The organism is Aerococcus urinae (genome assembly GCF_001543175.1).
Taxonomy (GTDB): Bacteria; Bacillota; Bacilli; order Lactobacillales; family Aerococcaceae; genus Aerococcus; species Aerococcus urinae.
Map to the genome: position 1 here is coordinate 1,170,172 of NZ_CP014161.1, position 22,503 is coordinate 1,192,674.

General features: G+C 37.0%; 21 protein-coding genes and 1 tRNA gene. 1 reads left to right on the top strand and 21 read right to left on the bottom strand.

Annotated features, from left to right (window positions below; translation table 11 throughout):
- Positions 1–66: 66 nt before the first annotated feature.
- The 21 genes from AWM73_RS05350 to AWM73_RS05450 form a co-directional block, all read right to left on the bottom strand.
- On the bottom strand, positions 67–1,233 hold the full coding sequence (locus tag AWM73_RS05350) for a nucleotide sugar dehydrogenase (RefSeq protein ID WP_060778412.1): 1,167 nt from the start codon (positions 1,231–1,233) through the stop codon (positions 67–69).
- A gap of 119 nt (positions 1,234–1,352) precedes the next feature.
- Complete coding sequence (locus AWM73_RS05355) at positions 1,353–2,774, bottom strand: lipopolysaccharide biosynthesis protein (protein WP_060778413.1); 1,422 nt, start codon at positions 2,772–2,774, stop codon at positions 1,353–1,355.
- A gap of 63 nt (positions 2,775–2,837) precedes the next feature.
- Entirely contained in the window at positions 2,838–3,749 is a 912-nt protein-coding gene (locus tag AWM73_RS05360; RefSeq protein ID WP_060778414.1) for a glycosyltransferase family 2 protein, read from the bottom strand.
- A gap of 8 nt (positions 3,750–3,757) precedes the next feature.
- Positions 3,758–4,690: a glycosyltransferase family 2 protein gene (locus tag AWM73_RS05365; protein WP_060778415.1), complete on the bottom strand. Its 933-nt coding sequence runs from the start codon at positions 4,688–4,690 to the stop codon at positions 3,758–3,760.
- A 20-nt stretch (positions 4,691–4,710) separates the two neighbouring features.
- Positions 4,711–5,796 carry an EpsG family protein gene (locus AWM73_RS05370; protein WP_060778416.1) on the bottom strand — a complete coding sequence of 362 codons (1,086 nt, stop codon included), beginning with the start codon at positions 5,794–5,796 and terminating at the stop codon, positions 4,711–4,713.
- A gap of 43 nt (positions 5,797–5,839) precedes the next feature.
- Positions 5,840–7,075, bottom strand: coding sequence for a glycosyltransferase (locus tag AWM73_RS05375; RefSeq protein ID WP_060778417.1), 1,236 nt, complete (start codon positions 7,073–7,075; stop codon positions 5,840–5,842).
- Between the two features lies 1 nt (position 7,076).
- Positions 7,077–8,201, bottom strand: a complete 1,125-nt coding sequence (wecB, locus tag AWM73_RS05380) for a non-hydrolyzing UDP-N-acetylglucosamine 2-epimerase (RefSeq protein WP_060778418.1) — start codon at positions 8,199–8,201, stop codon at positions 7,077–7,079.
- Entirely contained in the window at positions 8,201–9,313 is a 1,113-nt protein-coding gene (locus tag AWM73_RS05385) for a polysaccharide biosynthesis C-terminal domain-containing protein (RefSeq protein WP_060778419.1), read from the bottom strand. The genes wecB and AWM73_RS05385 overlap by 1 nt, the downstream gene beginning before the upstream one ends.
- Positions 9,314–9,315: 2 nt before the next feature.
- Complete coding sequence (locus AWM73_RS05390) at positions 9,316–10,359, bottom strand: polysaccharide biosynthesis protein (RefSeq protein WP_174519270.1); 1,044 nt, start codon at positions 10,357–10,359, stop codon at positions 9,316–9,318.
- Between the two features lie 12 nt (positions 10,360–10,371).
- A complete protein-coding gene (locus AWM73_RS05395; protein WP_060778421.1) occupies positions 10,372–11,592 on the bottom strand; it encodes a glycosyltransferase family 4 protein in 1,221 nt (406 codons plus the stop codon).
- Position 11,593: 1 nt separating this feature from the next.
- Positions 11,594–12,439 (bottom strand): NAD-dependent epimerase/dehydratase family protein, encoded by an 846-nt coding sequence (locus tag AWM73_RS05400; protein ID WP_060778422.1) that lies wholly within the window; start codon positions 12,437–12,439, stop codon positions 11,594–11,596.
- Positions 12,436–13,065: a sugar transferase gene (locus AWM73_RS05405; protein ID WP_060778423.1), complete on the bottom strand. Its 630-nt coding sequence runs from the start codon at positions 13,063–13,065 to the stop codon at positions 12,436–12,438. The genes AWM73_RS05400 and AWM73_RS05405 overlap by 4 nt, the downstream gene beginning before the upstream one ends.
- Positions 13,066–13,082: 17 nt before the next feature.
- On the bottom strand, positions 13,083–14,900 hold the full coding sequence (locus AWM73_RS05410) for a polysaccharide biosynthesis protein (protein WP_060778424.1): 1,818 nt from the start codon (positions 14,898–14,900) through the stop codon (positions 13,083–13,085).
- A 48-nt stretch (positions 14,901–14,948) separates the two neighbouring features.
- Positions 14,949–15,716 (bottom strand): tyrosine-protein phosphatase, encoded by a 768-nt coding sequence (locus tag AWM73_RS05415; protein WP_060778425.1) that lies wholly within the window; start codon positions 15,714–15,716, stop codon positions 14,949–14,951.
- 21 nt (positions 15,717–15,737) lie between these two features.
- A complete protein-coding gene (locus AWM73_RS05420; protein WP_060778426.1) occupies positions 15,738–16,445 on the bottom strand; it encodes a CpsD/CapB family tyrosine-protein kinase in 708 nt (235 codons plus the stop codon).
- 14 nt (positions 16,446–16,459) lie between these two features.
- Entirely contained in the window at positions 16,460–17,227 is a 768-nt protein-coding gene (locus AWM73_RS05425) for a YveK family protein (RefSeq protein ID WP_060778427.1), read from the bottom strand.
- A 94-nt stretch (positions 17,228–17,321) separates the two neighbouring features.
- Positions 17,322–18,323, bottom strand: coding sequence for an LCP family glycopolymer transferase (locus AWM73_RS05430; RefSeq protein ID WP_230080696.1), 1,002 nt, complete (start codon positions 18,321–18,323; stop codon positions 17,322–17,324).
- 270 nt (positions 18,324–18,593) lie between these two features.
- Positions 18,594–20,411, bottom strand: a complete 1,818-nt coding sequence (locus AWM73_RS05435; RefSeq protein ID WP_060778428.1) for an FAD-binding protein — start codon at positions 20,409–20,411, stop codon at positions 18,594–18,596.
- A 199-nt stretch (positions 20,412–20,610) separates the two neighbouring features.
- Positions 20,611–21,021 carry a protein-export chaperone SecB gene (locus tag AWM73_RS05440; RefSeq protein ID WP_060778429.1) on the bottom strand — a complete coding sequence of 137 codons (411 nt, stop codon included), beginning with the start codon at positions 21,019–21,021 and terminating at the stop codon, positions 20,611–20,613.
- Positions 21,000–21,392, bottom strand: coding sequence for a hypothetical protein (locus tag AWM73_RS05445; protein WP_060778430.1), 393 nt, complete (start codon positions 21,390–21,392; stop codon positions 21,000–21,002). Before AWM73_RS05445 ends, AWM73_RS05440 begins: the two co-directional genes overlap by 22 nt.
- On the bottom strand, positions 21,389–21,922 hold the full coding sequence (locus tag AWM73_RS05450) for a hypothetical protein (protein ID WP_060778431.1): 534 nt from the start codon (positions 21,920–21,922) through the stop codon (positions 21,389–21,391). Before AWM73_RS05450 ends, AWM73_RS05445 begins: the two co-directional genes overlap by 4 nt.
- A 275-nt stretch (positions 21,923–22,197) precedes the next feature.
- Here AWM73_RS05450 and AWM73_RS05455 point away from each other — a divergent pair.
- Positions 22,198–22,271, top strand: a tRNA-Arg gene (locus AWM73_RS05455).
- Positions 22,272–22,503 lie beyond the last annotated feature (232 nt).

Here is a 22,503-nt window from a genome sequence, read left to right on the forward strand (position 1 = left end):
AAGATAATAGACAGATACTCTATAAATCCCCAATACTCAAGTAGGATAGGTACCCTAACACCCCACCTAATTCTCATGATAAATATCCCGGGTATAGACCATATCATTAACATCCGCTAAGTCTTCATCCCAGCGGTTGGCGATAATGACATCAGCGTCAGCTTTAAATTGGTCTAGGTTGCGATAGACTTCACAGTTGTAGAAAGTATCTTCCTTAGCGACGGGTTCATAGATAATCACAGAGACGCCTTCAGCCATGATGCGCTTCATGACCCCTTGAATGGCAGATTGACGGAAGTTATCGGAATCTTCCTTCATGGTCAGGCGGTAAATCCCCACCACTTGTGGTTGTCGTTTAAGGACTTGCTTAGCAATGTGGTCCTTCCGGGTCCGGTTAGCTTGAACAATGGCGCTAATGATATTTTGCGGTACATCTTCGTAGTTAGCCAGCAGCTGCTTGGTGTCCTTAGGTAGGCAGTAGCCCCCATAACCAAAGGAAGGATTATTGTAGTGCGAACCAATCCGTGGATCTAAGCCAATGCCATCGATAATTTCTGCCGCATTGAGCCCCTTGATCTCAGCATAGGAATCCAACTCATTGAAGAAAGACACCCGCATGGCTAAGTAGGAATTCGCAAACAATTTGATGGCTTCAGCTTCGGTAGAATGGGTTAATAGTACAGGAATGTCCTCATCCAAGGCCCCTTCCACTAATAAATCCGCGAATTGCTGTCCGGCTTCCCCATGAGAGCCCACAACGATCCGGCTCGGATGCAAATTATCATACAAAGCTCGCCCTTCGCGCAAGAACTCCGGCGAAAAAATGATCCGGTCGGTTTGATATTTCTTACGAATGGATTCCGTATAACCCACCGGGATGGTCGATTTAATGACAATGGTTGCCTTGGAGCCACTGGCTAGAATGTCCTCAATCACTGATTCAACCGCAGAGGTATCGAAATGATTGGTCTCATCATCATAGTTTGTCGGCGTAGAAATAATGGAAAAATCCGCTTGACTATAAGCCTCTCGGTGGTCGGTCGTTGCCTTTAAATTCAAATCAGCATTAGCTAAATAATCAATAATTTCCTTATCATCGATCGGCGACTTACCCGCATTAATTAAATCCACCTTGTCTTGAACAATATCAATAGCCGTAACTTGATGATGCCGTGCCAACAAAATCGCATTGGACAATCCCACGTATCCTGTACCAGTGACTGTAATTTTCATAATGATCCTTTCTTTTCTATGCTAAAAAATGTTTATAATCTTGTTGTTTAAATATTATTAAATCCACATTATTAAAATAACTCGATCGATTCGTCTTTTCAGGATCTTGACTAAGCCTCTTAACTTCTTATCATTTTCCATAAGTCTTTTAATTGATTAGTAATTATCAAGCCTATAAGCATGGTTACCAAGAATACTATTCCTTTAATACACAAGTTGATAAATGAGTTAAAAGTCAAATTCGGCAAAAGTATAAAAGCAATCAAGGTAACCAATCCGACAAGAAGGGGTTTAATGAGTACTGCAAAAAATTCTCCTATCGAGCTGTCAAAAGCTCTATTTAACATCAAATAGTTCGTTTGGAAAAAGTTCAAGCTAAAGCTAATGACTACCATTGTTGCAACCCAATAAATTGATCCTTGGTATACACCAATAATTATACCGATGATGTTTAATGCCGTTGATAATATACCGGAAAGCAATAAGAGGTCAGTTCGATTAGCTGATTGGAAAAATGCACCAGTAGTTGACTGTAACATCTGAATCCAAACAGAAATACTCAAAATTTGAAAGGCTAATACACTCTCTCCCCATTGGTCTCCATAGAGAAAATAAATAATATCTTCTGCTGAGAAGAATAAAAAGATAGTTAAAGGAATGGAGAAATTAGCTAATACTTTAGATATATTAAGATAGCCATTTTTTATCTGTGTAAGATCGTTTTGAAAATCTGAAAAAATAGGCTGAATAGCAGATGTTATAACCCCTGTGAAAATAGTATTGGGATATAAAGTGAGTTGATAAGATTTATCATAATAACCTAACTGATCAGCCGGCATATATCGCCCGATTAAAATACTATCCAAATTCCTTGAAAAATAATTAATGATATTAAACAACATTTGGTTCTTGGCAAACGGAAATATCTTTTTAAGAGGATCCAATGAAAATTTAAATACGAATTTCAATTTTGTACTGAATAAGTAGATTACTAATTGAATAAGTGCTCTAGCAATATTACCAAAAATAATAGAATAAAAAGAAAAACCCATAAAGGCAAAGGTCACAGAAAAAATACCGTTAAACAAACTTCCCATTACTTGCGTAAAATTAACCTGCTTAAAGCGTTTTTCCTTTAACAATAAATTTTGCGGCACCATACACAAGCTATTAAAAAGCAAGGCAACAGCCATAACCGGAACCGCTCGAACAAGCTCAGGTTTATTATAAAATTGGCTAATGGGTTGAGCTAGAACAGCAAAAATAATAGCTAAAAACAAAGAAAAATAAATCGAAAAGGAATAAATTTGATTTGTTTCATGGCGATCAATATCTTTTCTTTGAATTATTGCTGGACCAATACCAAAATCTGCCAGAAGTTGGAAGAAAACTAGGAACACATTAACAATTGCTACAATGCCAAACTCAGCTGGAGTAATCAGCCGGGCTAGTATTACTTGAAGAAGTAATTGTATAACAACATTCGAATACTTACCGATGGCGTTGTAGATAATCCCTTCTTTTAGTCTGTTCAATATCATTCCTACTTTCTAACAGATTGAGATGAATTCAATTATATCTTGAATATATGAATTGCTATCTAATCAAAATTTTGATTTAATCTTTTTTAAAATAGAATTTACAGGCTTAATTCCTATTTTCATCAAATACATATTTTCCTTGAAAGTTAATTTAGAAGATCCAAATATCATTGACCCTAATCGATTAATAGTATTTAAAAAATATTTATTAACTTCTTTATCTAAACTATTCTCATTTGCATATTTGTGAAGCTCTTTTACCACAGTAAGATACCCTATAGCATGCTGTCTGGATGACTTAGCCCTAGTCATAATAGAATCATTACGATATCTTCTTTTAAAAAAAGGTTCATTTACAAACATTAAACGACTAGCATGGGATAAGACAATTGGAGTAAATAATTCATCCTCATGTATAATGCCTTCTAAAAAGTGTAAGTTATTATTTTTAAATAAATCTGATTGAAAAAGATAGATGCATACAGATGATGGAATAATCTTTTGTGACTCAAAAAATTCACTTGTACTGTAGATATAATTCTCCTTAAGTTCATCAGAGTTATACAAAGTTTCACTATAATTTTCTTTATTAAAATTTTGATCAAAAAAACTTTCTGCATTAAAGCGAATAGCATCTAAGCTAAGCTCTTCCATACTATTTACTAACGTTTTTATCATCTCTTTTTCAATCAAATCATCACTATCAAAAAAGTATATATAATCTCCTTTAGCTAACTTTAAACCAGTATTTCGTGCATTCGATAGTCCACCATTAGCCTGTGAATGAATAAGAAATTGAAATTCACTTTCTTCTTTCAGCTTCTCTGCAATTGACAGAGAAGCGTCAGTACTCCCATCATTAATCAATATTATTTCAATATTTTGATAGGTTTGATTAAAAACAGAGAGTATAGCATCCTCTAAATATTCTTCTACATTATATACTGGCATGATAACTGAAACTAAAGGCTGCATAGAAATTACTATCCTTTCAATTTTGATAATTTGATTTCATAGTTAACTTTATTTTTTGCTAAAAAGAACTTCAATCTAGTAATTTTATGTTCAATATTAGTAAATTCATATTTATACAAAGAGTCTTTTAAATATAACAACTCATCTAATGTTGTATTAAATTTCTTCTTCAGTATTGTTCCTGTTAACATCCTAAAATAAGATTCTATGTATTTTTGTACTATAGAATTATCAATATTTTCTCTCTTCAGCAAGTCAATACATAACTGTGACGAATAGATTTGAGTAAGAATTTTTTTATTATATAAATTGTTAGAGATAGAACCTTCATTTATTGAATAATTAATCAATGGCTTCGATAAATATTTAATTCGATTACAATTTAAAACATACTCAACAACAAAAGGTAAGTCACTTGTCACTTTAATTTTTTCATCGAATTCTATTTCATTTTCTCTAATAATATGTGTTGAAAATAATTTGTTCCATAAATAGCCTTTACTTCCATCTGGTCGTATAATATCCAACAATACATATTCCCTATCTTCAATACTTTCATTAAATTTAATAAGTTTATTATTTTGATAATAACTACAAATCGCCAAGTCAATATCTTTTTTATTATGAAAATACTCATTTAGTTTTTCAATAAAATTATTTTCTATGTAGTCGTCACCATCAAGGAAAGTTACAAGATTCCCCGTCATAAGTTTTAATCCTAAATTTCTAGCTGCTGCAACTCCACCATTTTCTTTATAATGATAGTGGAATCTTGAATCTTTTTCTGCATATTTTTTACAAATTGTACTTGTAGTATCCGTTGAGCCATCATCAATAATAATCACTTCTAACTCACTATACGATTGGTTCATGATGCAGTCTAACATTCGAGCAATATTTTTTTCTTCATTATATGCTGCTATTATAATTGAAACTAGCATATCAATTACTAACCCCCTCTCTAAAAGAAAGAATATGGCACAATTTTATGAGGATTTGTTTGGATATACCCATGATAAAAGAATACTATGGCAAAAAAGAATATAAGAAGTGCTGAATACCTTAAAAACAAATAAACAAACTTATTTTTCCCCATAATATACCTTGCATAACCTTCAAATATGTAAGGAACAAATATAACCATAAATTGATAATAGTATAAATTAAACCTTGTAAAATAATATGAATATGGAGATAAAAGTTGGATGCCAAGAGTTATAGAAGATAATAATTGTAAAGAAATATACAGTCTATCTTTTTTTATCTTTTTATTAAAGAGTGGTAGTAATATACCAGATAAATATATTAATATGATAAATACTTCATCCATTCCAAATCCTTCACTGTAGATTAAATTAAATTTCACAAGTAATAGGGGCTGGAACCATTTAAGTACCTGATAAACGATTAATCCGCCAAAGTATATAATAAAAGGTAAAATCACAACAAAAAATTTATTATATATTTTTTGTATAAAATTCGAATTAATTAAGGGATATGCGATAAAAAAGCTAATAGCTGTTGTGTGAATTAACGTTGCCAATGTAGTAAAAATAAGGAACTTTTTAAAATCTTTTTCAATTAAAAATTTAAAAGAAATAAGTAAGATACTCATTGCAATGATTTGCCTCAACCCACTGAAACCAAAATCATACAATCCAAAAAATAAATATAATCCATATGAAATGAACAAATTATATGAGTACTTATATATATATATTGAAAAGATTAAAATAACAAAAAATGAAATTATTCCTATAAAGGTCTGGAAATTAATCTGTAAAATATTAAAAATATAATTTATGAAATTATATCCAATCTCGAATTTCCCATTAATTACATCTGAAAAATTAGTAGTTACCTGATAAAAGGTTTGGTATCCTGGTAAATCTCCACCTACATGTGTGCCTCTCAACCCTTGGATGATAAACAAATGTAATGAACTAAATGTGGTAAAGAGCAGTCTACTTATTTTGTCATCAGGGATAAAACTACAGACAATCGCATATAATGTAATAAGTAAAAAAATCCACTCGTATATCGTCACTATCTTTCCTCCCCTCAATTAATTTATAAATATACAGCTTTATTCAACAATTAACTTTTCCTTTTAGATTTAAACGTTCGTTATATAAATTTAAATATTGTTTGTAATTCTTCTGTTTATTGAACTTCTCTAGTACTCTTCTACGACAGCTTTTTTTAACGGCTGGAACTTTACCTCCCCACTTTTCAATAGCATTTAATAACATATCAAAATTTCCTTGGTCGACAATAGTTCCGGTATTTCCATTTATACTTTCACCGCTTCCTCCAGTATCATAAGTTATTACTGGAGTTCCACAAGCCAAGGCTTCTATGTTTACAGTAGGAAAATTATCAAAATATGTTGGATTAACAAAAATATCGCTTGCATTATAAATATCCTTTAATTCTTCAACAGAATTCGTTCTTTCAATAGTTATAATTTCTTTTGGTAATTTATTTTTTGTTTTTTCATCAATTCCTACTAATACGATTTGATAGTCGGCAGAAGATAACATTTGATTTAGTTTTATAAAATCTTTTAAACCTTTCCTAGAATCCCAAATAGCTGCAACACCCAAAATCACAGTTTTCTTTTCTGCATTCCATTGCTTTCTTATATAATCATTATTTTTAGAATCTACTGTGAAAACATCGATATCAACGCCGTTATAGATAGTCACGATTGGATATTTATTTAAAAATGATTTTTTTACTATACTTCCTAACCAATTAGAAGGTGTCACTATAGTCATATTTTGAACTGAAGTAAACAGTTTTTCTTTATCTTTTAAATTTTTTTCGAAGTTTGATACGAATATAGATTTAGGATACTCTTTCAAATCTTCTCTATTTAATAATTCACTTGGTATTTCCCCATTATTTGTCAATTCAAAATAGGCACTATGGCCAGAAATTGACCACTGATCATGCAATAACCAAATAATAGGCGTATCTTTTGTAGATAAATAATTGAATAAAATTTCAACATTTAAATAATAGCCATGTATATTGTGGAGATGAATAATATCTGGATCAAATTTTTCAATTTCTTTAATTAACTGTCCAGTCGCTTGTCTTGAGGCAAATCCATGACGATCAAATAGTCGAGAATATACACCATGGAACGCCTGATCTATCTTTGATCCGATTTTAATCGTCTTATAGCCAGGAGTAGACTTTCCTCTTCCATAAGCAATGACACATTCGTGACCATTTGCTTCAAGAAAGTCATACAAGTCTCTGCAAATACGCCCAGTAGACCCAAAATCGATTACTGAATTTATCTGTAAAACTTTCATTTTACTTACTCCACACCACACGATTCACATAATCTGTATAAGAGACAATGATTCTCAACACCTTATCTGAGACATTAGGCATTGAATAATCAGCAACCTGTCTTAGGGTGCCTGGCTCTTGTGTTTCTAAGATAGTCAGCCCTTGTAGAATACGTTCCTTATTTAAGCCAACCATCATCACAGCAGCTTCTTCCATTGCTTCTGGTCTCTCATGTGCTTCACGTAAATTGAGGGCTCTAAAACCTAAGATGGAAGACTCTTCAGAAATTGTTCCGCTGTCGCTAAGAACTGCTTTAGCATTTAATTGCAGGTTATTATAGTCAATAAAGCCCATTGGCTTCATGAGATGAATTAGCTCATTAAACTGAACATCCTTTTCTTCAATCATTTTTCGAGTTCTTGGATGGGTCGAAACGATGACCGGTAATTGATAGTGGTCAGCCACTGCATTAAGCGAATCAACTAAATTTAAGAAATTTCTTTCTGATGAAATATTTTCATCACGGTGGGCCGAAACAACAAAGTATTTACCCTTTTCCAAGTTTAGTTTTTGATAACTATCAGCTTTTTTTATTTCATCCAGCTTGTTGTTGAGAACTTCAAACATCGGACTTCCTGTCTTAATAACCTGATCAGCTGGTAGTCCTTCTGCTAATAGATATTCTCTAGCAATATCTGAATAGGTCAAATTAATATCAGAAATATGGTCGACGATCTTACGGTTCGTTTCCTCGGGAACTCGTTGATCGAAGCACCGGTTACCTGCTTCCATATGGAAAATAGGAATATGGTGACGTTTAGCAGCAATAGCACACAAACAAGAGTTAGTATCGCCTAAAACAAGAAAAGCATCTGGGTCTTCATCAGCTAAAATCGGATCAATGTTAGCAAGGATTTGACCTACTGTTGCCATTGGGGAATCTCCTGCAGCATTTAAGAAGTAATCAGGTCTTCTCAAACCAAAGTCTTCAAAGAAAACTTCATTCAATTCATAGTCATAATTTTGGCCTGTGTGAACGAGAATATGATTAATTGCTTCTGAATCTTCTAATTGTTGAATAACTGCAGACAGACGAATAATTTCTGGTCGTGTACCTACTACAGTCATCACTTTTAATTTTTCCATTATTCAACCTCCAATGGATGAGTATCTGGATTATCCGGATCATACATTTCATTAACCCACATTACAGTAACGAGATCAGTCTCACCAGTATTAACAATCGAATGAGCATATCCTGTGGGGATATCAACAACTTCTAACTTTTCTCCTGACACAGGATATTCAATAATTTTATCGTCGTTTAGTTTTCTAAATTTTACAATCCCTGTTCCTGAAACCACAAGAAATTTCTCATTTTTAGTATCGTGCCAATGGTCTCCTCTGGTAATTCCAGGCTTAGAAACATTAATAGAGACTTGCCCAGCATAAGGTGACTTTAAAAACTCCGTAAAAGAACCACGGGGATCTTCATGCATAATTAAGGGATAAGAAAAATCATCTTCAGGCAAGAAATTCAAATAAGTAGCATACAATTTACTAGTAAAATCATCATCAAGATTAGGTAGTATCCGAGTATTACGATAGTCTCTAAAGCTTTTCAATAATTCCACAATTTCACCCAGTGTTCTAGGATAGGAAATAGGCACTTTATAATACTTACCATCGCTATGACCCTTTCCTTGCATAGCACCTATGAACTCATCAACTAGGTCATCGATATAAATAAGGTCAAGAACTGTATTGGGATCATTGACTTGAATAGGTAAATTTCTAGCAATATTATGGCAAAAAGTAGCAATTACGGTATTATAGTTTGGTCGTGACCATTTCCCAAAAACATTTGAAAGGCGATAAACATAAACCCTAGCCTCAGTACTTTCTCCATATGAAAACACATAGTCCTCTGCTCGCCTTTTACTAATACCATAGGCATTATCTCTATCAGCCTGGATAGAGCTTGTCACTAAAACAGGTACTGTATTGTAATTTTTAACCAGTAAGTCAAGTAAAGTCTGGGTGAGATCGGTATTACCTTTCTTAAAGTCCTCTTCATTTTTTGAGCGATTAACTCCGGCTAAATGAAAAACAAAGTCAGCCTCTTTAGTATAAGTCTCCAAATCTTCTAAAGATGATTCAGAACCGTATGCTAGGATTTCAATATTATCCATATAGTTTAATCGAGCAATGAGATTCTGTCCGATAAAGCCCCTAGCACCTGTCACTAATACCTTCATTACTAATTTTCTTCCTTCCATTTACGCAATTCTTCTTGTATAAGAGGAACGGTTAATAGCTTCTCTTTCACTTGGTCGACAGTCATTAGAATTGTGTTATTTGAATTAAATTCTTCTAAAAGGTTGCGATCTTCATCGCCTTCTTTGAAGTATTTATCATAATTCAAATCACGTTTATCAGCAGGTACTCGGTAAAAATTCCCCATATCAACAGCATGGGCGCACTCTTCATTAGTTAAGAGGGTTTCATACATTTTCTCTCCGTGACGAATACCGATAATTTGACTAGGAGCATCAGGGTTAAACAGTTGCCGTGTTGCCTCCATTAAGTCTCCGATCGTTGATGCTGGTGCTTTTTGGACCATGATATCACCCGATTCAGCATTTTCAAAGGCATAAAGTACTAGTTCTACTGCTTCTTCAAGAGTCATAATGAATCGTGTCATCGTTGGGTCTGTAACAGTTAAAGTTTTCCCTTTTTTCATTTGTTCAATAAAAAGTGGTACGACTGAACCTCGTGAAGCTAGAACATTTCCGTAGCGAGTGCAGCAAATCATGGTTTCTTCTGGATCAACTGTTTTTGATTTGGCTACGATTACTTTTTCCATCAAGGACTTAGACATGCCCATAGCATTAATAGGATAAGCAGCCTTATCAGTTGATAAACAAATAACTTTTTTTACACCTGCGTCAATAGCAGCAGTTAAAAGATTTTCAGTACCTAGAACGTTTGTCTTTACAGCTTCAATCGGAAAGAATTCACATGAAGGGACTTGCTTTAAGGCTGCAGCATGGAAAATATAGTCTACACCTCTTACCGCCGGTCTGATACTATTAATATCACGGACATCACCAATGTAGAATTTCAATTTGTCAGAAAATTCTGGTGCAATTTGTTGGTATTTATGACGCATATTGTCTTGTTTTAATTCATCACGAGAAAATATACGGATCTCCTTTAAATCCGTTTTTAGGAATTGGTCTAAAACCGCATTTCCAAATGAACCAGTACCGCCTGTAATTAAAAGGGTTTTATCTTTAAAAATTGACATAGAAATCTACCTTTCATTGATTAATTTTTCAAATTGATCCATCAATAATTCCTTAGAAAAGTACTTTTCAAAATAATTACGTGAATTAATTGACATTTTTTTCAATTTATTCTTGTCCATGTTAATAAATTCTTTGATTAATTTAGTAAGCTGTTTATAATCTCCCGCTTTACAGGTTAACCCTGCTTGACTCTCATGAATTATATCTTCAACTTCACCGCTAGCACTAACTAGTAATGGCTTACCACAAGCCATGTAGGTCTGCATCTTAGCTGGAATAGTTTTGCTATAGATAGGGTGTTGGTCAAAACTAAGAAAAGCGATATCAACCTCAGCTAAGATACCAGATATTTTGCTGGAAGGCTGCCGTTCGATAAATTGAAAATATTCTCTAACTCCTAGTTGAGTTATTCTATTTAATAAATCCTCTTTTGCTCTTCCGTCACCTACAATAACAAAAAGGACTTTTTCTCCTTCTTGCCTCAACTCACTGGCTACTTTTGGTAAGATCTGCAAGCCCTGTGCATAGCCAATATTTCCAGTAAAACCTATTGTCAATTGATCACTATTTCTTACCCATTCATATTTATCTTCAGATTTATCCAAGGTATAGTAAATCTCTTCAGCATATTGAGGCCAGTATTTGACCTTATTTGAATCAATAGGGTAATCATTTTGAATAGATTTCACAAAACTTTTAGAAGAAGCCATTATAATATCTGTATTTTTATAAATATAAGTAACCATTTTCTTTACAGCACCAATAATTGGAGGATTCTTTATCCCAGCCGCGACTTCTAAATTTTCAGGCCATAAATCTAATACATAGAGGTAAGATTTAATGTTCAATCGCTTAGCTAACCAAGGTCCGATTAATGCTTGAGTCATTGGACTTACCTCATAGGTGAAAATCACGTCAGGTTTAAGCTTTGTTGTCCGGGCAAAATGATAACCTGATGCTACAAAGGACATATAATTCAATGCTAGCCTTACTGAAGATTTCCCACGTGATATTAAAGGAATTCTAATAATTTCAACACCTTTATAAAATTCTCTCCGGTTTGAACGATAATTATATCCCTTATAAAATTTTCCCTCTGGATAATTTGGAATACCCGTTAGAACTTTCACATCATACCCTCTATTAGCGAGTTCTACAGCTATATCATTAATTCTAAAATCTTCGGGATAAAAGTACTGACTAATTATTAGTATCTTTTTTACCATATTACCCCTTGTCCCTTAACGATAATTTGATCGATGTCTCTAAATTTACATTTCGAGTGCGATTATTCGTCATTTCATCATAATAAAGATTGCCAAATACTTTATTTATTATGTTTAGGTTTAAAAATTTATTTATTAAAGGTGTAAAAAAACGCGGTTTTAGTATTCGATTATTTGTGTAATTAGCAATTTGATAAACCATTTGACTAGTGCAAGTATACTCCCTATTCTGCGGATGAAAATATCCTGATAATTCTTTATCCACAATAGCCTGTAATTCTGCCATCAAATTATCAACGTAAATCATACTTCTTTTATTCTCATAATCAGGGAAAATAGGCGTTATTTTTGCTAGCTTGACAAGCTTTGGAAAATTCCCCTTCGAGCCTGGTCCATAAACCATGGGGGGTCGAACAATGGCGACTTTAAACTGATCGTCTTCTAAATCTCGTAAACCTGCTTCTGCTTGTAATTTACTATCCCCATAGAAATTATCAGAATTGGTTGGCGTATCTCGGGTAATCTTACTTACCTTAGAACCAAAAACGATGATAGAACTCATAAAGACAAAATGACCGACGCCCTCTGCTTTTGCTTTCTTGGCTGCTTCAATGGTTAGGTCCCGATTAACTTCATAATATAAGTCTTCCAATTTAGGATCCGAGGAATTATGAGCGATACCTGCCACATGCAGGATGGCATCATAGTTCGACCAGTCACTTTGTCGCCAGGTGCCGTCTCTGAGACTCTCTTTAACTACTTCATAGTCTTCCGACCACTGTGCCAACCATTTTTCAAATTGGTTACCGATATAAGAATGTTTTCCCGTAACTAGGATTTTCTTCATTTATCTTCTTCCTCCAACTCCTGCTTGGCCTTTTCGATAGCTCCGGTGCCACCTTCAACGACGCCTTCATGACGAATAACACTAACAAACGTCCCAAAGAAGCACTTGATATCCATGACTGGCCCCATATTCTCCACATACTGCCCATCTAAGCGTGCTTTCACATCAATAGGAAGTTCATCACGACCATTAATTTGCGCCCAGCCACTTAAACCGGGAAGAACATCATTGGCCCCGTATTTATCCCTCTCATCAGCCAGGTCATCCTGATTCCATAGAGCTGGACGAGGACCAATAATAGCCATCTCCCCTTTTAAGATATTAATTAGCTGGGGGAGTTCATCCAGACTAGTCTTTCTCAAGAAGGCTCCTGATTTAGTGATAAAGGCTGCTGGATCCTTTAATAAATGGGTAGGCATATCGGCCGGTGTTTCCGATAGCATGGAACGAAACTTGTAAATATAAAAAAAATCTCTATTTTTACCAATGCGCTTTTGTTTAAAGAAAACTGGGCCTTTTGAGTCCAGTTTTATCCAGAGTGCTATCAATAAAAATAGAGGAGAAAGTATGATTAGGGCAATGAGCGCTAGTATAAAATCAATAAGTCTTTTTACTTTTATATACATTACTTTCTCCTTTTTATTTACTCCGCTTCAACGTCCCGATGGACAAAAGTAGTCAACTTCTCACTTAACTTATCATCATGGCCACTGAGATCTAAACTCTCTACAAAAGATCTGATTTCTTTCAAGCTCTTATTGTGGACCTTACCCACAAAGATCTTGTCATCCACTTGGCGGTCTGTAGTCTCATCATCCAAGAGCAGGGTTTCATAGAGTTTTTCACCAGGACGCATGCCCACGTATTTGATTTCAATTTCATCTTCACTGTAACCTCTAAGGGTAATCATCTTCCGGGCCAGGTCCTTAATGTAGACTTCCTTACCCATGTTGAGGATAAATAATTCCCCGCCTTCAGCTAAGGCACTGGCTTGAATGACGAGTCGGCTAGCTTCTGGGATGGTCATGAAGTAACGTCGCATGTCCGGGTGGGTCACTGTCACCGGACCTCCAGCGGCAATTTGCTTCTTGAAGAGGGGAATCACTGACCCCCGACTACCTAAGACATTGCCGAAACGCACGGCAGAGAAGGTACATTGACTCTCTTCATTTAGCCCGGTCACAATCATTTCCGCAATCCGTTTGGTTGCCCCCATGACATTGGGGGGATTATTGGCCTTATCAGTGGATATCATGACAAAGCGTTCTACCCCGTTTTCTTCCGCCGCCCGGGCCACATTATAGGTTCCGTAGATATTATTTTTGACCGCTTCGGTCGGGTTATATTCCATCAAGGGAACATGTTTATGGGCTGCGGCGTGGTAGATAATATTGGGTTGGTAAAGTTTGATTAAGTCGTTAATGTGTTTGCGGTCTTGGATATCAGCGATAATCGGCACAATTTGAACCCCACTTTGGTTCAAGTGGTTGAGCTCACGGTCAATTAAATAAATCGAATTTTCTCCGTGGCCCAGTAAAAGTAACTTAGCGGGACCAAATTTGAGCAGTTGCCGGCAAATTTCTGAACCGATTGAACCCCCTGCCCCAGTCACCAGGATGGTCTTCCCACCAATGGTATCAATAGCCGCTTGGTCATCAAGTTCAACTTCTTCTCGACCTAAGAGGTCATTGATTTCAATGTCCCGCATAGCCACTTGCAAGTCGCCGGCCATGACCCGCTCCACTTCCGGCATTTGCTTAACTGAAACGTCTTTTTCATTGGCTAGGCGAATGACTTCTTCCACCTTTTCTGAAGGTAAGGATGGTGCGGTGATGGTAATTTGGTCCACCCGTTTGGCGTCTATGATTTGAGGGATTTGGTCAATTTGCCCCAGAACTGGATAACCTCGTAAATATACGCCCTGTTTGTTGGGGTCGTCATCGACTAAACCTACAATGGAAAAGCGGTCGCCAGCCTTAGCGAAGCTTTCAATAAATAAGTTTCCGGCATCCCCTGCCCCAACTAATAATAAGCGTGGAGCATTGGTATCACTCTTAGCTCTGACATGGTTCTTTTCGTCAACATAGGTCCTCCACAACATCCGCGCTAGTAACATAAAGGCGGTCGCAAAGAATAATAAGAGGAAACTGTAACGGTTACTTACCCGGCTGAAGACCATAGTGCCAGTGATAAAGGCTACTGCACCGGCGATAATATTAGCTAGAATAAGTTGACGGGCATCCGAAAAGTTAAAGAAACGGATGATGCCTGAAAAATTATGTTGCTTGAAGGAAAATAATAAATAGACCAGTAGATAGATGCTGGCAATAGTCGCATATTGGAATAAATTATTATGGACGTAGAACTGGATCAAATAGACCGACAAGCTTGCACTTAGCAAGACACTAAGGGCATCAGATAAGATGATCGTTGCCTGCTTCCTTCTTCGGGTTAATTTCATTCACTAAAACCTTCCATCTTTATCAATCCTTTAAATGTTGACATCTACTTAAAACAAACCCAAAAACTTCTTCTTCCGAACCGAACTCACCCCACCAATATCAATGGGATCGCCATTGACTAAGTCCCGGGCAGTCTGGTCAAAACGCTGGCTGACTTCCTTACCGAAGTTCTTTTCCACTTGATCATAGGCCGGAGCCAAGTCAAAGGGACGGCGTTTGGGGTGGTGGGCATCTGAAGCCACCACATGGATGAGATTGGCTTCAATCAGGTCCAGGGATAGTCGCTTGACTTGACGGCCTAGTTTACCGTTCAAGCTAGCCGCCGTGACTTGACCTAGAGCCCCCCTTTCCACCAAGTCTTTTAAGATCTCGGGATCCTTTTGAATGGCCTTGTTGCGCTCCGGATGAGCAATGACTGGGCGAATACCCTGAATACCTAGTTCATAGAAGACCCGGTCGGTATATTGAGGAACTCCTCCAGTGGGGAATTCAATCAAAAGGTACTTGCCAAATTCATCATAGAAACAAATCTGACCCTTTTTGATGTTATCAAGGATTTCTCCATGCAAACGCAGTTCCTGACCGGGGAAGAGTGTGAGATCTATTCCTTCCCGGTCTAAGAGAGCTTGGAAATCTTGGATAGCCTGGGCCACCTTGGTCCTAGGATTCATCCAGGACCGGTTCATGTGGTGGGGGGTGCAGACAATATGGGTCACGCCTTGAGCTTGGGCTTGCCTAGCCAGGGCTAATGAATCTTCAATTTGCTTAGGCCCGTCATCCAAACCCATTAAGATATGGCAGTGTAAATCAATCACAGGACTTTACTCCTTCTCGGTTTATTCTTCCTCGTAGTAGTAATAGTAGTCTTCGGTTCTTTCGGTCCGGTTCATAATGACTCCAAGGACATTGGTATTGACCTTGTCTAGGAGGGCTTGGCTTTCCTTGACTTCATCTTTGCTGCATTGACCATAAGGCACCACGACCACCGTTCCGTCTGCCCGAGCTGAAACTACTTGGGCATCGGTAGCTGCTAAGACTGGTGGGCAGTCCAAGACAATAATGTCAAAGACATTGCGCAATTGTTCCATTAATTCCTGCATTCGTTTGGAAGCCAAGAGCTCCGAAGGGTTAGGCGGAATCGCGCCACAGGTTAAATAGAATAAGTTAGGCACATAGGACTTCTTAATCACTTGGTGGATTTCCAGCCGGTTATCGGTCAAGAGATTAGTTAAGCCACGATCATTAAGGACACCAAAGGTCTTATGAACAGTAGGCTTACGCATATCAGCGTCCAACAAGAGAACCCGCTTATCATCACTGGCAAAGGCGGCAGCAATATTAGCCGCTAAGAAAGACTTCCCTGATGAAGGGCCTGGCGAAGTGATATTGAAGGTCTTCAGTTCCTTATCCAACATCGAGAACTGAATATTGGTCCGGATGGTCCGGAATTGTTCCGCCATAGCTGAGGTGGGATTATCAACCACCACTAAACCGGGACGGTCGGCTGGCTTTTTGATTTCTGTTTTTTTCTTTCTACCAAACATAGCTAATAACCTCCTTATACCCGTTCACGACGGCGCTCTTGCCCTTGGTCTTGGTCAGGGTGGTAAATTTGTTGTAATTCATTAGCCTGGTGGGTGACTTTCAAGTCATTTTCAGACAGTTCACTGACCCGACCTAACATGTTCCAACCGATTTCCTTGGTCAAGAAGTCAACATCCTTAACCGTGTTATCGGTAAGTTCATGGATAAAGGCGATCACCAGACCAACCCCCATGCCTAGGACTAAACCGATTAAGAGGGCTAAGCCCTTACGAGGGGAAACTGGTGTCTGAGAGGCTTGGGCCTTAGAAATAATGGACACATTATCGATATTCATCATTTTACGGATAGCCTTTTGGAAGACTTCTGCGGTAGTGTTAGCGATGGTCGCGGCACGTTCAGGGTTAGGGTCGTTGACGATAATGGAGAAGACTTGGGAATTGTTCTTACTTTCCACTGAAATCTTTTCCCGGAGTTGGTCAGGGTTTTCTTGTAAATTGAGTTGGTCAATCACTGGACTCAGGACCACTTCGTTACGAATAACATCAGAATAAGTATTAATTAATTGCAGGGAAGCGTTAATGTCCTGGTTGAGGGTATTATTTGGCCCTTTACTATCGCTTTGGTTAACTAAGATCTCGGTAGAAGACTGGTAGATAGGCGTCGCTAAGACGAAGGCGTAGCCCGCTGCTAAGAGGACTCCTACCAAACTACTGATAAAGATGACATAAATGTGTTCTTTGATGATCTGCCAGAGATCTAATAAACTAATTTCTTCTTCCATCGCTAATCAACACGACCTTTCCTAATTTATTGTTTTATGCATGGAAATAGCGCTGGATTAGAGCGCTATTTGATTACTTTCTATGATTTGAGTCTTAGAGATTTAATTCTGCTTTTAAGGCTTGGGAAGCTTGATTGATATTGGCTTCTGGAATCATTTCGTAGTAGACCCCATCAATCATTTGCCCTGAGCCCTTCAGTTGAGCCTGGTTAATCTTATTGGTCGCTCCCCGGTAGTTAGTGAAGAGATCCTTCATATCCGAAAAGGGCATATTAGTTTGGACGTTACTGCCAATGGTATTTAAGATTTCTTGGTAGTTAGGCAGGGATGATAAGGAGGCTGCTTCCTTGAGGCTGGCCAAGATCACTTGCCGTTGGCGAGCTTGGCGGCCATAGTCCCCTTCCGGATCGTCATAGCGGTTACGGACATAGGCTAGAGCAGATTCCCCATTTAAAGTCGTCGGTTGCCCTTGGATAAATTGGTGGCCATCTTCACTGAAGCTGATCGGTGGTGTTACCGTTACCCCACCTAGGACATTGATCATATCTTCCAAGCCCTGCATATTGACAGAGACATAGTAGTCAATCGGAATATCTAGCAGGTTTTGTACAGTTTCTACTGCTCCCGCTGCCCCGCCATAAGCATAAGCATGGTTGATCTTGTCTTTGTTGCCATTAGGGAGAATAGTGGTATAAGTATCCCGAGGTATGGAAAGCAAAGTGCTTTGCTCCATCTTGGGGTTTACCGTCATGACCATCATGGTATCGGACCGGCCTTGTTCCGTTCGACCCAGAGAACCGGTATCAATTCCCATTAAGAGAACCGAAAAGGCTTGATTACCTTGACTAAGGTCAACTTGGCCATTCCGCTTGGACTTGTAATCTGCCGCTTGGTACATTTGGTCAGACGTCTCTTTGACATCACTATATGCTTTAAAAGCAATCCAGCCCCCGATGCAAAGAAGGACTAGTAGAATGCCCAGCACCCAAGGCCAAATCCGCCGTCTTTTCGGTCTTTCTACTTGGGATCGATAGTCTTCCCGAGTTGAATGCCGGTCAGGTCGAGTTGATCTTTTATTATCATAATTATCTGTCATAAACTTTCTTTCCTTAAAAGTTGTTTTGCAAATTTTAATTAACTGATCACCATATATGAACACAATAAATAAGGCTGAAAATTAGTCCTATTTACCAATTTTCATAATAACACAACTTTTTTTGCAATAACATATGAAATTATTATAAAAACGTTATCATTTGGCCAAATAAAAGAGTCTTATTGGACAAATAAATTAAATAAAGGCCCAGTCTCAGACCAGGCCTTTATCGTGTTTATGTAAATTTAATTTTCAGAATTATTAACTTGTTTATTCTTTACTCTTAGCAATGGCATCCGCTACCGCTTCTTTAAGGGCATTAGAACTTAAGGTAGCACCAGAAATAGCATCAACATCAGTCGAATTAGCAGCAATCATAGCTTGGGGTAATTCAGAAAAGACTTCGTGACCTTGTTGTTCACTTTCATTGTGATTCAGAACAGTAATTTCTCTTAACTTATCTCCATCGAGAGTTACTACCACGTTCAACTCATCTCCCATCCCGGAATGACTTGTCCCCAGGTATTGGTTATCCTTTAATTGCAGGTCTTCCGTAGTCACTCCCTTTTCTAAATCACTTTGCAAGTTGACTTTATTTTCTGTTGTCGGTGTACCTGTTAGCTGACTTATCGAGTTCTCCTTTGCTTGGGCAGCATTTTCACCAGCAATCTTACCAAAAATCAGACATTCAGCGATATTCATCCCACCTTGGTACATGCCAGGGGTAATCCCACCCAGTTCACCAGCTCCGTAAAGATTAGGGATGACTTGACCATGGCTATCTAGAATTTCTGCCTTAGCGTTTCTTCGCGGTCCCCCTTGGGTATTTAACATGGTTTGGACAATCGGAATAGCGTAATATGGCCCTTCCGCATCAAAAGCAGTCATGGAGTCGGAAGAACGACCAAAGGCATAATCCTTACCTGCTTCGGCAAAATGATTGAAGTCCTTAACTGTGGCTTCTAAGACCTCACTATCAAGGTCAAGTTCTTGGGCTAATTCAGCCAGGCTATTGGCTTTTACCGCTGCTTTGGCGTAATCAACAAAGAGACCGTCAGCTTGGGTGAGTTCTTCATATTTCTTGTGGTCAAAAACAATATAAGGTCTTGTTTGACCTTGAGGAACTCGCCAAATCCCGTGGTTATAAATATGGCCGTGGCGGTTAGCTTCATCTTCCTTAAAATAACGCGTTCCATCGTCCCCAATGACTAAAATGCTGCCATGAGTCAGAGGTTGGGTACCAAAGGCATGTAAGGTCGCCCTTTCTCCAGCAGGCACATCAAAGGCCGTCCCGTGGTACATACCAAGCGACTCATAGTTAGCCATATGCCAGAGGTCAGCTCCAACTTCAAGGGCCATGGTCACCCCATGCCCTTGATTATATAAACCACCTAAGGGAGCCAGACGACTTTCGTTGAGATAGTCTTTAATCATTTGCGGATTATTTTCAAAACCACCAACAGAAAGAACTACCCCATTTTTGGCAGCAATGTTGACGGTTTGCCCTTGCCGATCGATTTGGACGCCAACAATAGCTTTCGTACTTGGGTCTTGGAGAAGATGTTGGGCAGCTGACTCGAACCAGACATCAATGGAATCAGAACGTTCTATAACTTTTTGCCGTAAAACTTTCCACAAAGCAGCGTCAAAGATTCCTTCATGGACAGTAAGGAAGTTATAGGTTTCTACCCCCTCAAATTCAGGATATTCGTAAACCGCTGACTCGAGAGGGAACTTATCAAAATGGTCCTTAATACTGTATGGTTCGACCTCTAAATAGTCACGAATATAGTCTTCCATATTGACTAGGCCATCAATATAGGTGGACTTGACTTCTTCATTTAAGTCCATCCCCGCCATCAGTTCATCATAGTACTTGTGCATAGCTTCCTTATTATCAGCCGATCCAATTAACTGGGCACAGTAGCGAGTATTACCGCCCTCATGACCATTGGGCGCAGCATCGACCAAGAGAACCTTAGCACCCGCATCGCTAGCAAAGCGAGCCGCTGTTGCACCCGCTCCACCGAAACCAAGCACAACCACATCATATTCCGCCGCATAAGTCGTTTGTTCATTCACTAACATTTTGATCTCCTTCCTTTGTTGCTTATTTATTGGTCAGCGTAAGAATACGCTTACATTTATACTTCCATCATACTCCAATTGTGAATAAAATAACAGAGTTACACTGGTAATTTATTTTCAAAAGAATGTTTTAATCAATAAAATTTCAAACAAAATAAAAAACGCTTTAAACAAGCGTTCGTAAAAAGTATTATTTAATTTATTCTTCATTACTGAAAATACTCATTATATTCATAATTGGAATGGTTACTGGATTTGCTCCACCCAAAGCTGTTACAGATGTTATATAAGACCTAATGTAAGGAAAGGCAATACTAATCATATTAATACCATATTCATTAATAATTTGGTTCTTATCGCCTTCTAATGAAGAACAATCAAAATCCGTTTCTTGACGCAAATGAAGATATAAGCCATTTTCATTATCGGATTCTTTTTCTGATAATACGATAACCATTTCTAAAGTAACGATATCGGATTGGTCATCATTTCCCAAAAAATTTGGGGTCATTTCTACATTAATCTCTGTATTAGGTTCTATAAAATAATTATTAATTGTGAATTCAGTCACTCTATTATTTATAATTCTTAAACGGCTAAACTGAGACATTCTTTTCCTCCAAGAAGTTTATCAATGTTTATATTATTCTTGCCTTTCAATGTAAAGTTATATTGTACATTATTAGTAAAAGATTCATTATTAATTACAAAATTCATATCTATTTCATCATTGGCAATATTATTTTGTTCAGTTAAGTGATTATCTATATAATCTTGAATAGTGTTAATTACCTCTTCATAACGCGATACAGGAATAGAAGTATTACAAAATTCTAATTGAGCATATTCAGAATCAGTCATACCTAGAATTTGATTCATTTCATCTAAAGTTAAACCATATGAATATCTCAAATCTAATATTTTTTCCGATAGCGGATATTGTTCACTATTCTTAATAGTTGAAATATCATTATTTATCATATCGTAAACTCCTCTCCTATAATAATTTCATTATTATTAATATCATACACGTGGTCACGTAGCTTTTGAGTATATTCAGTTAACGGCTGAGTCGGATCACTTCTCCCTTTTTCTTTGATATAAGAGTAGCAAAATATTAAATTAGGATCTTTCTCTAAAGATTGATTATCACAAGGGAAAAATAAAAATCTTAAATGTTGATAAGCCGTATCCATTCTTATTTCATACACATGTCTTACACTTATCATTTTCTTTATAATTTTTGCTCTCCTATACTCCCCGCTAACAGCATCTGGCAGCATAATTTCCCAATCTCTATCTAATGGATCATTCTTGTTAATAAAAAGATATCCCTCATTAATAAAGAGAAGCATAACATTACGGTAAATTTGAAAAAAAGTTTCTTCAAAATATTTATTGTTTTTTAGTAATTTAGGGTAGGCAACAGTAAAAATATATCCATTATCATTAAAAGTTACATCATTAAAAAACGTTTTAACAATAGGATAAATAGCTTCTACCTTTCTCATATAAGTCTCCCTTTAAACATAACTATATTTAGTATGACAAAGATATTGTTAATATACAAGATTTATGAAGTAAATTTCATATATTAACCTTATATTCCTGATATAAATTAGTAATATAACTATTCCTTTTTATCTAATAATTATTTCGGATAAGTATATCAATGAAATTAATTTTCCCTCTTTAATTAGATCGGTTTTAGCATTTAAACGCCCATATTAGCATAAAAGCTTGACAAGGTCTGCTTAAATTGAGTAGAATATAAGAGTTGTTAGTTCTCGGGGTAGCTCAGCTGGATAGAGCAACGGTCTTCTAAACCGTGGGTCGCGAGTTCGAATCTCGCTCTCGAGATAAGTGAGTGTAAAATATACACTCAGACAAGTTAAAAAAGCTGGTAGATGCACTCTGCCAGCTTTTTTCTATATTTTTATTTTAAGAGACTTATGATAATAAAAATATTATTTTGGTAATTAACTTTGAGCAGTAGTGGCGCTTTGAAAGTTGGGTCTTAGCCATGAATAAGCAAGCGATGTGAAATACGGATAGTAGGCGCTAGCCGTACTAGCCGTTTGAAGCTCGCTAG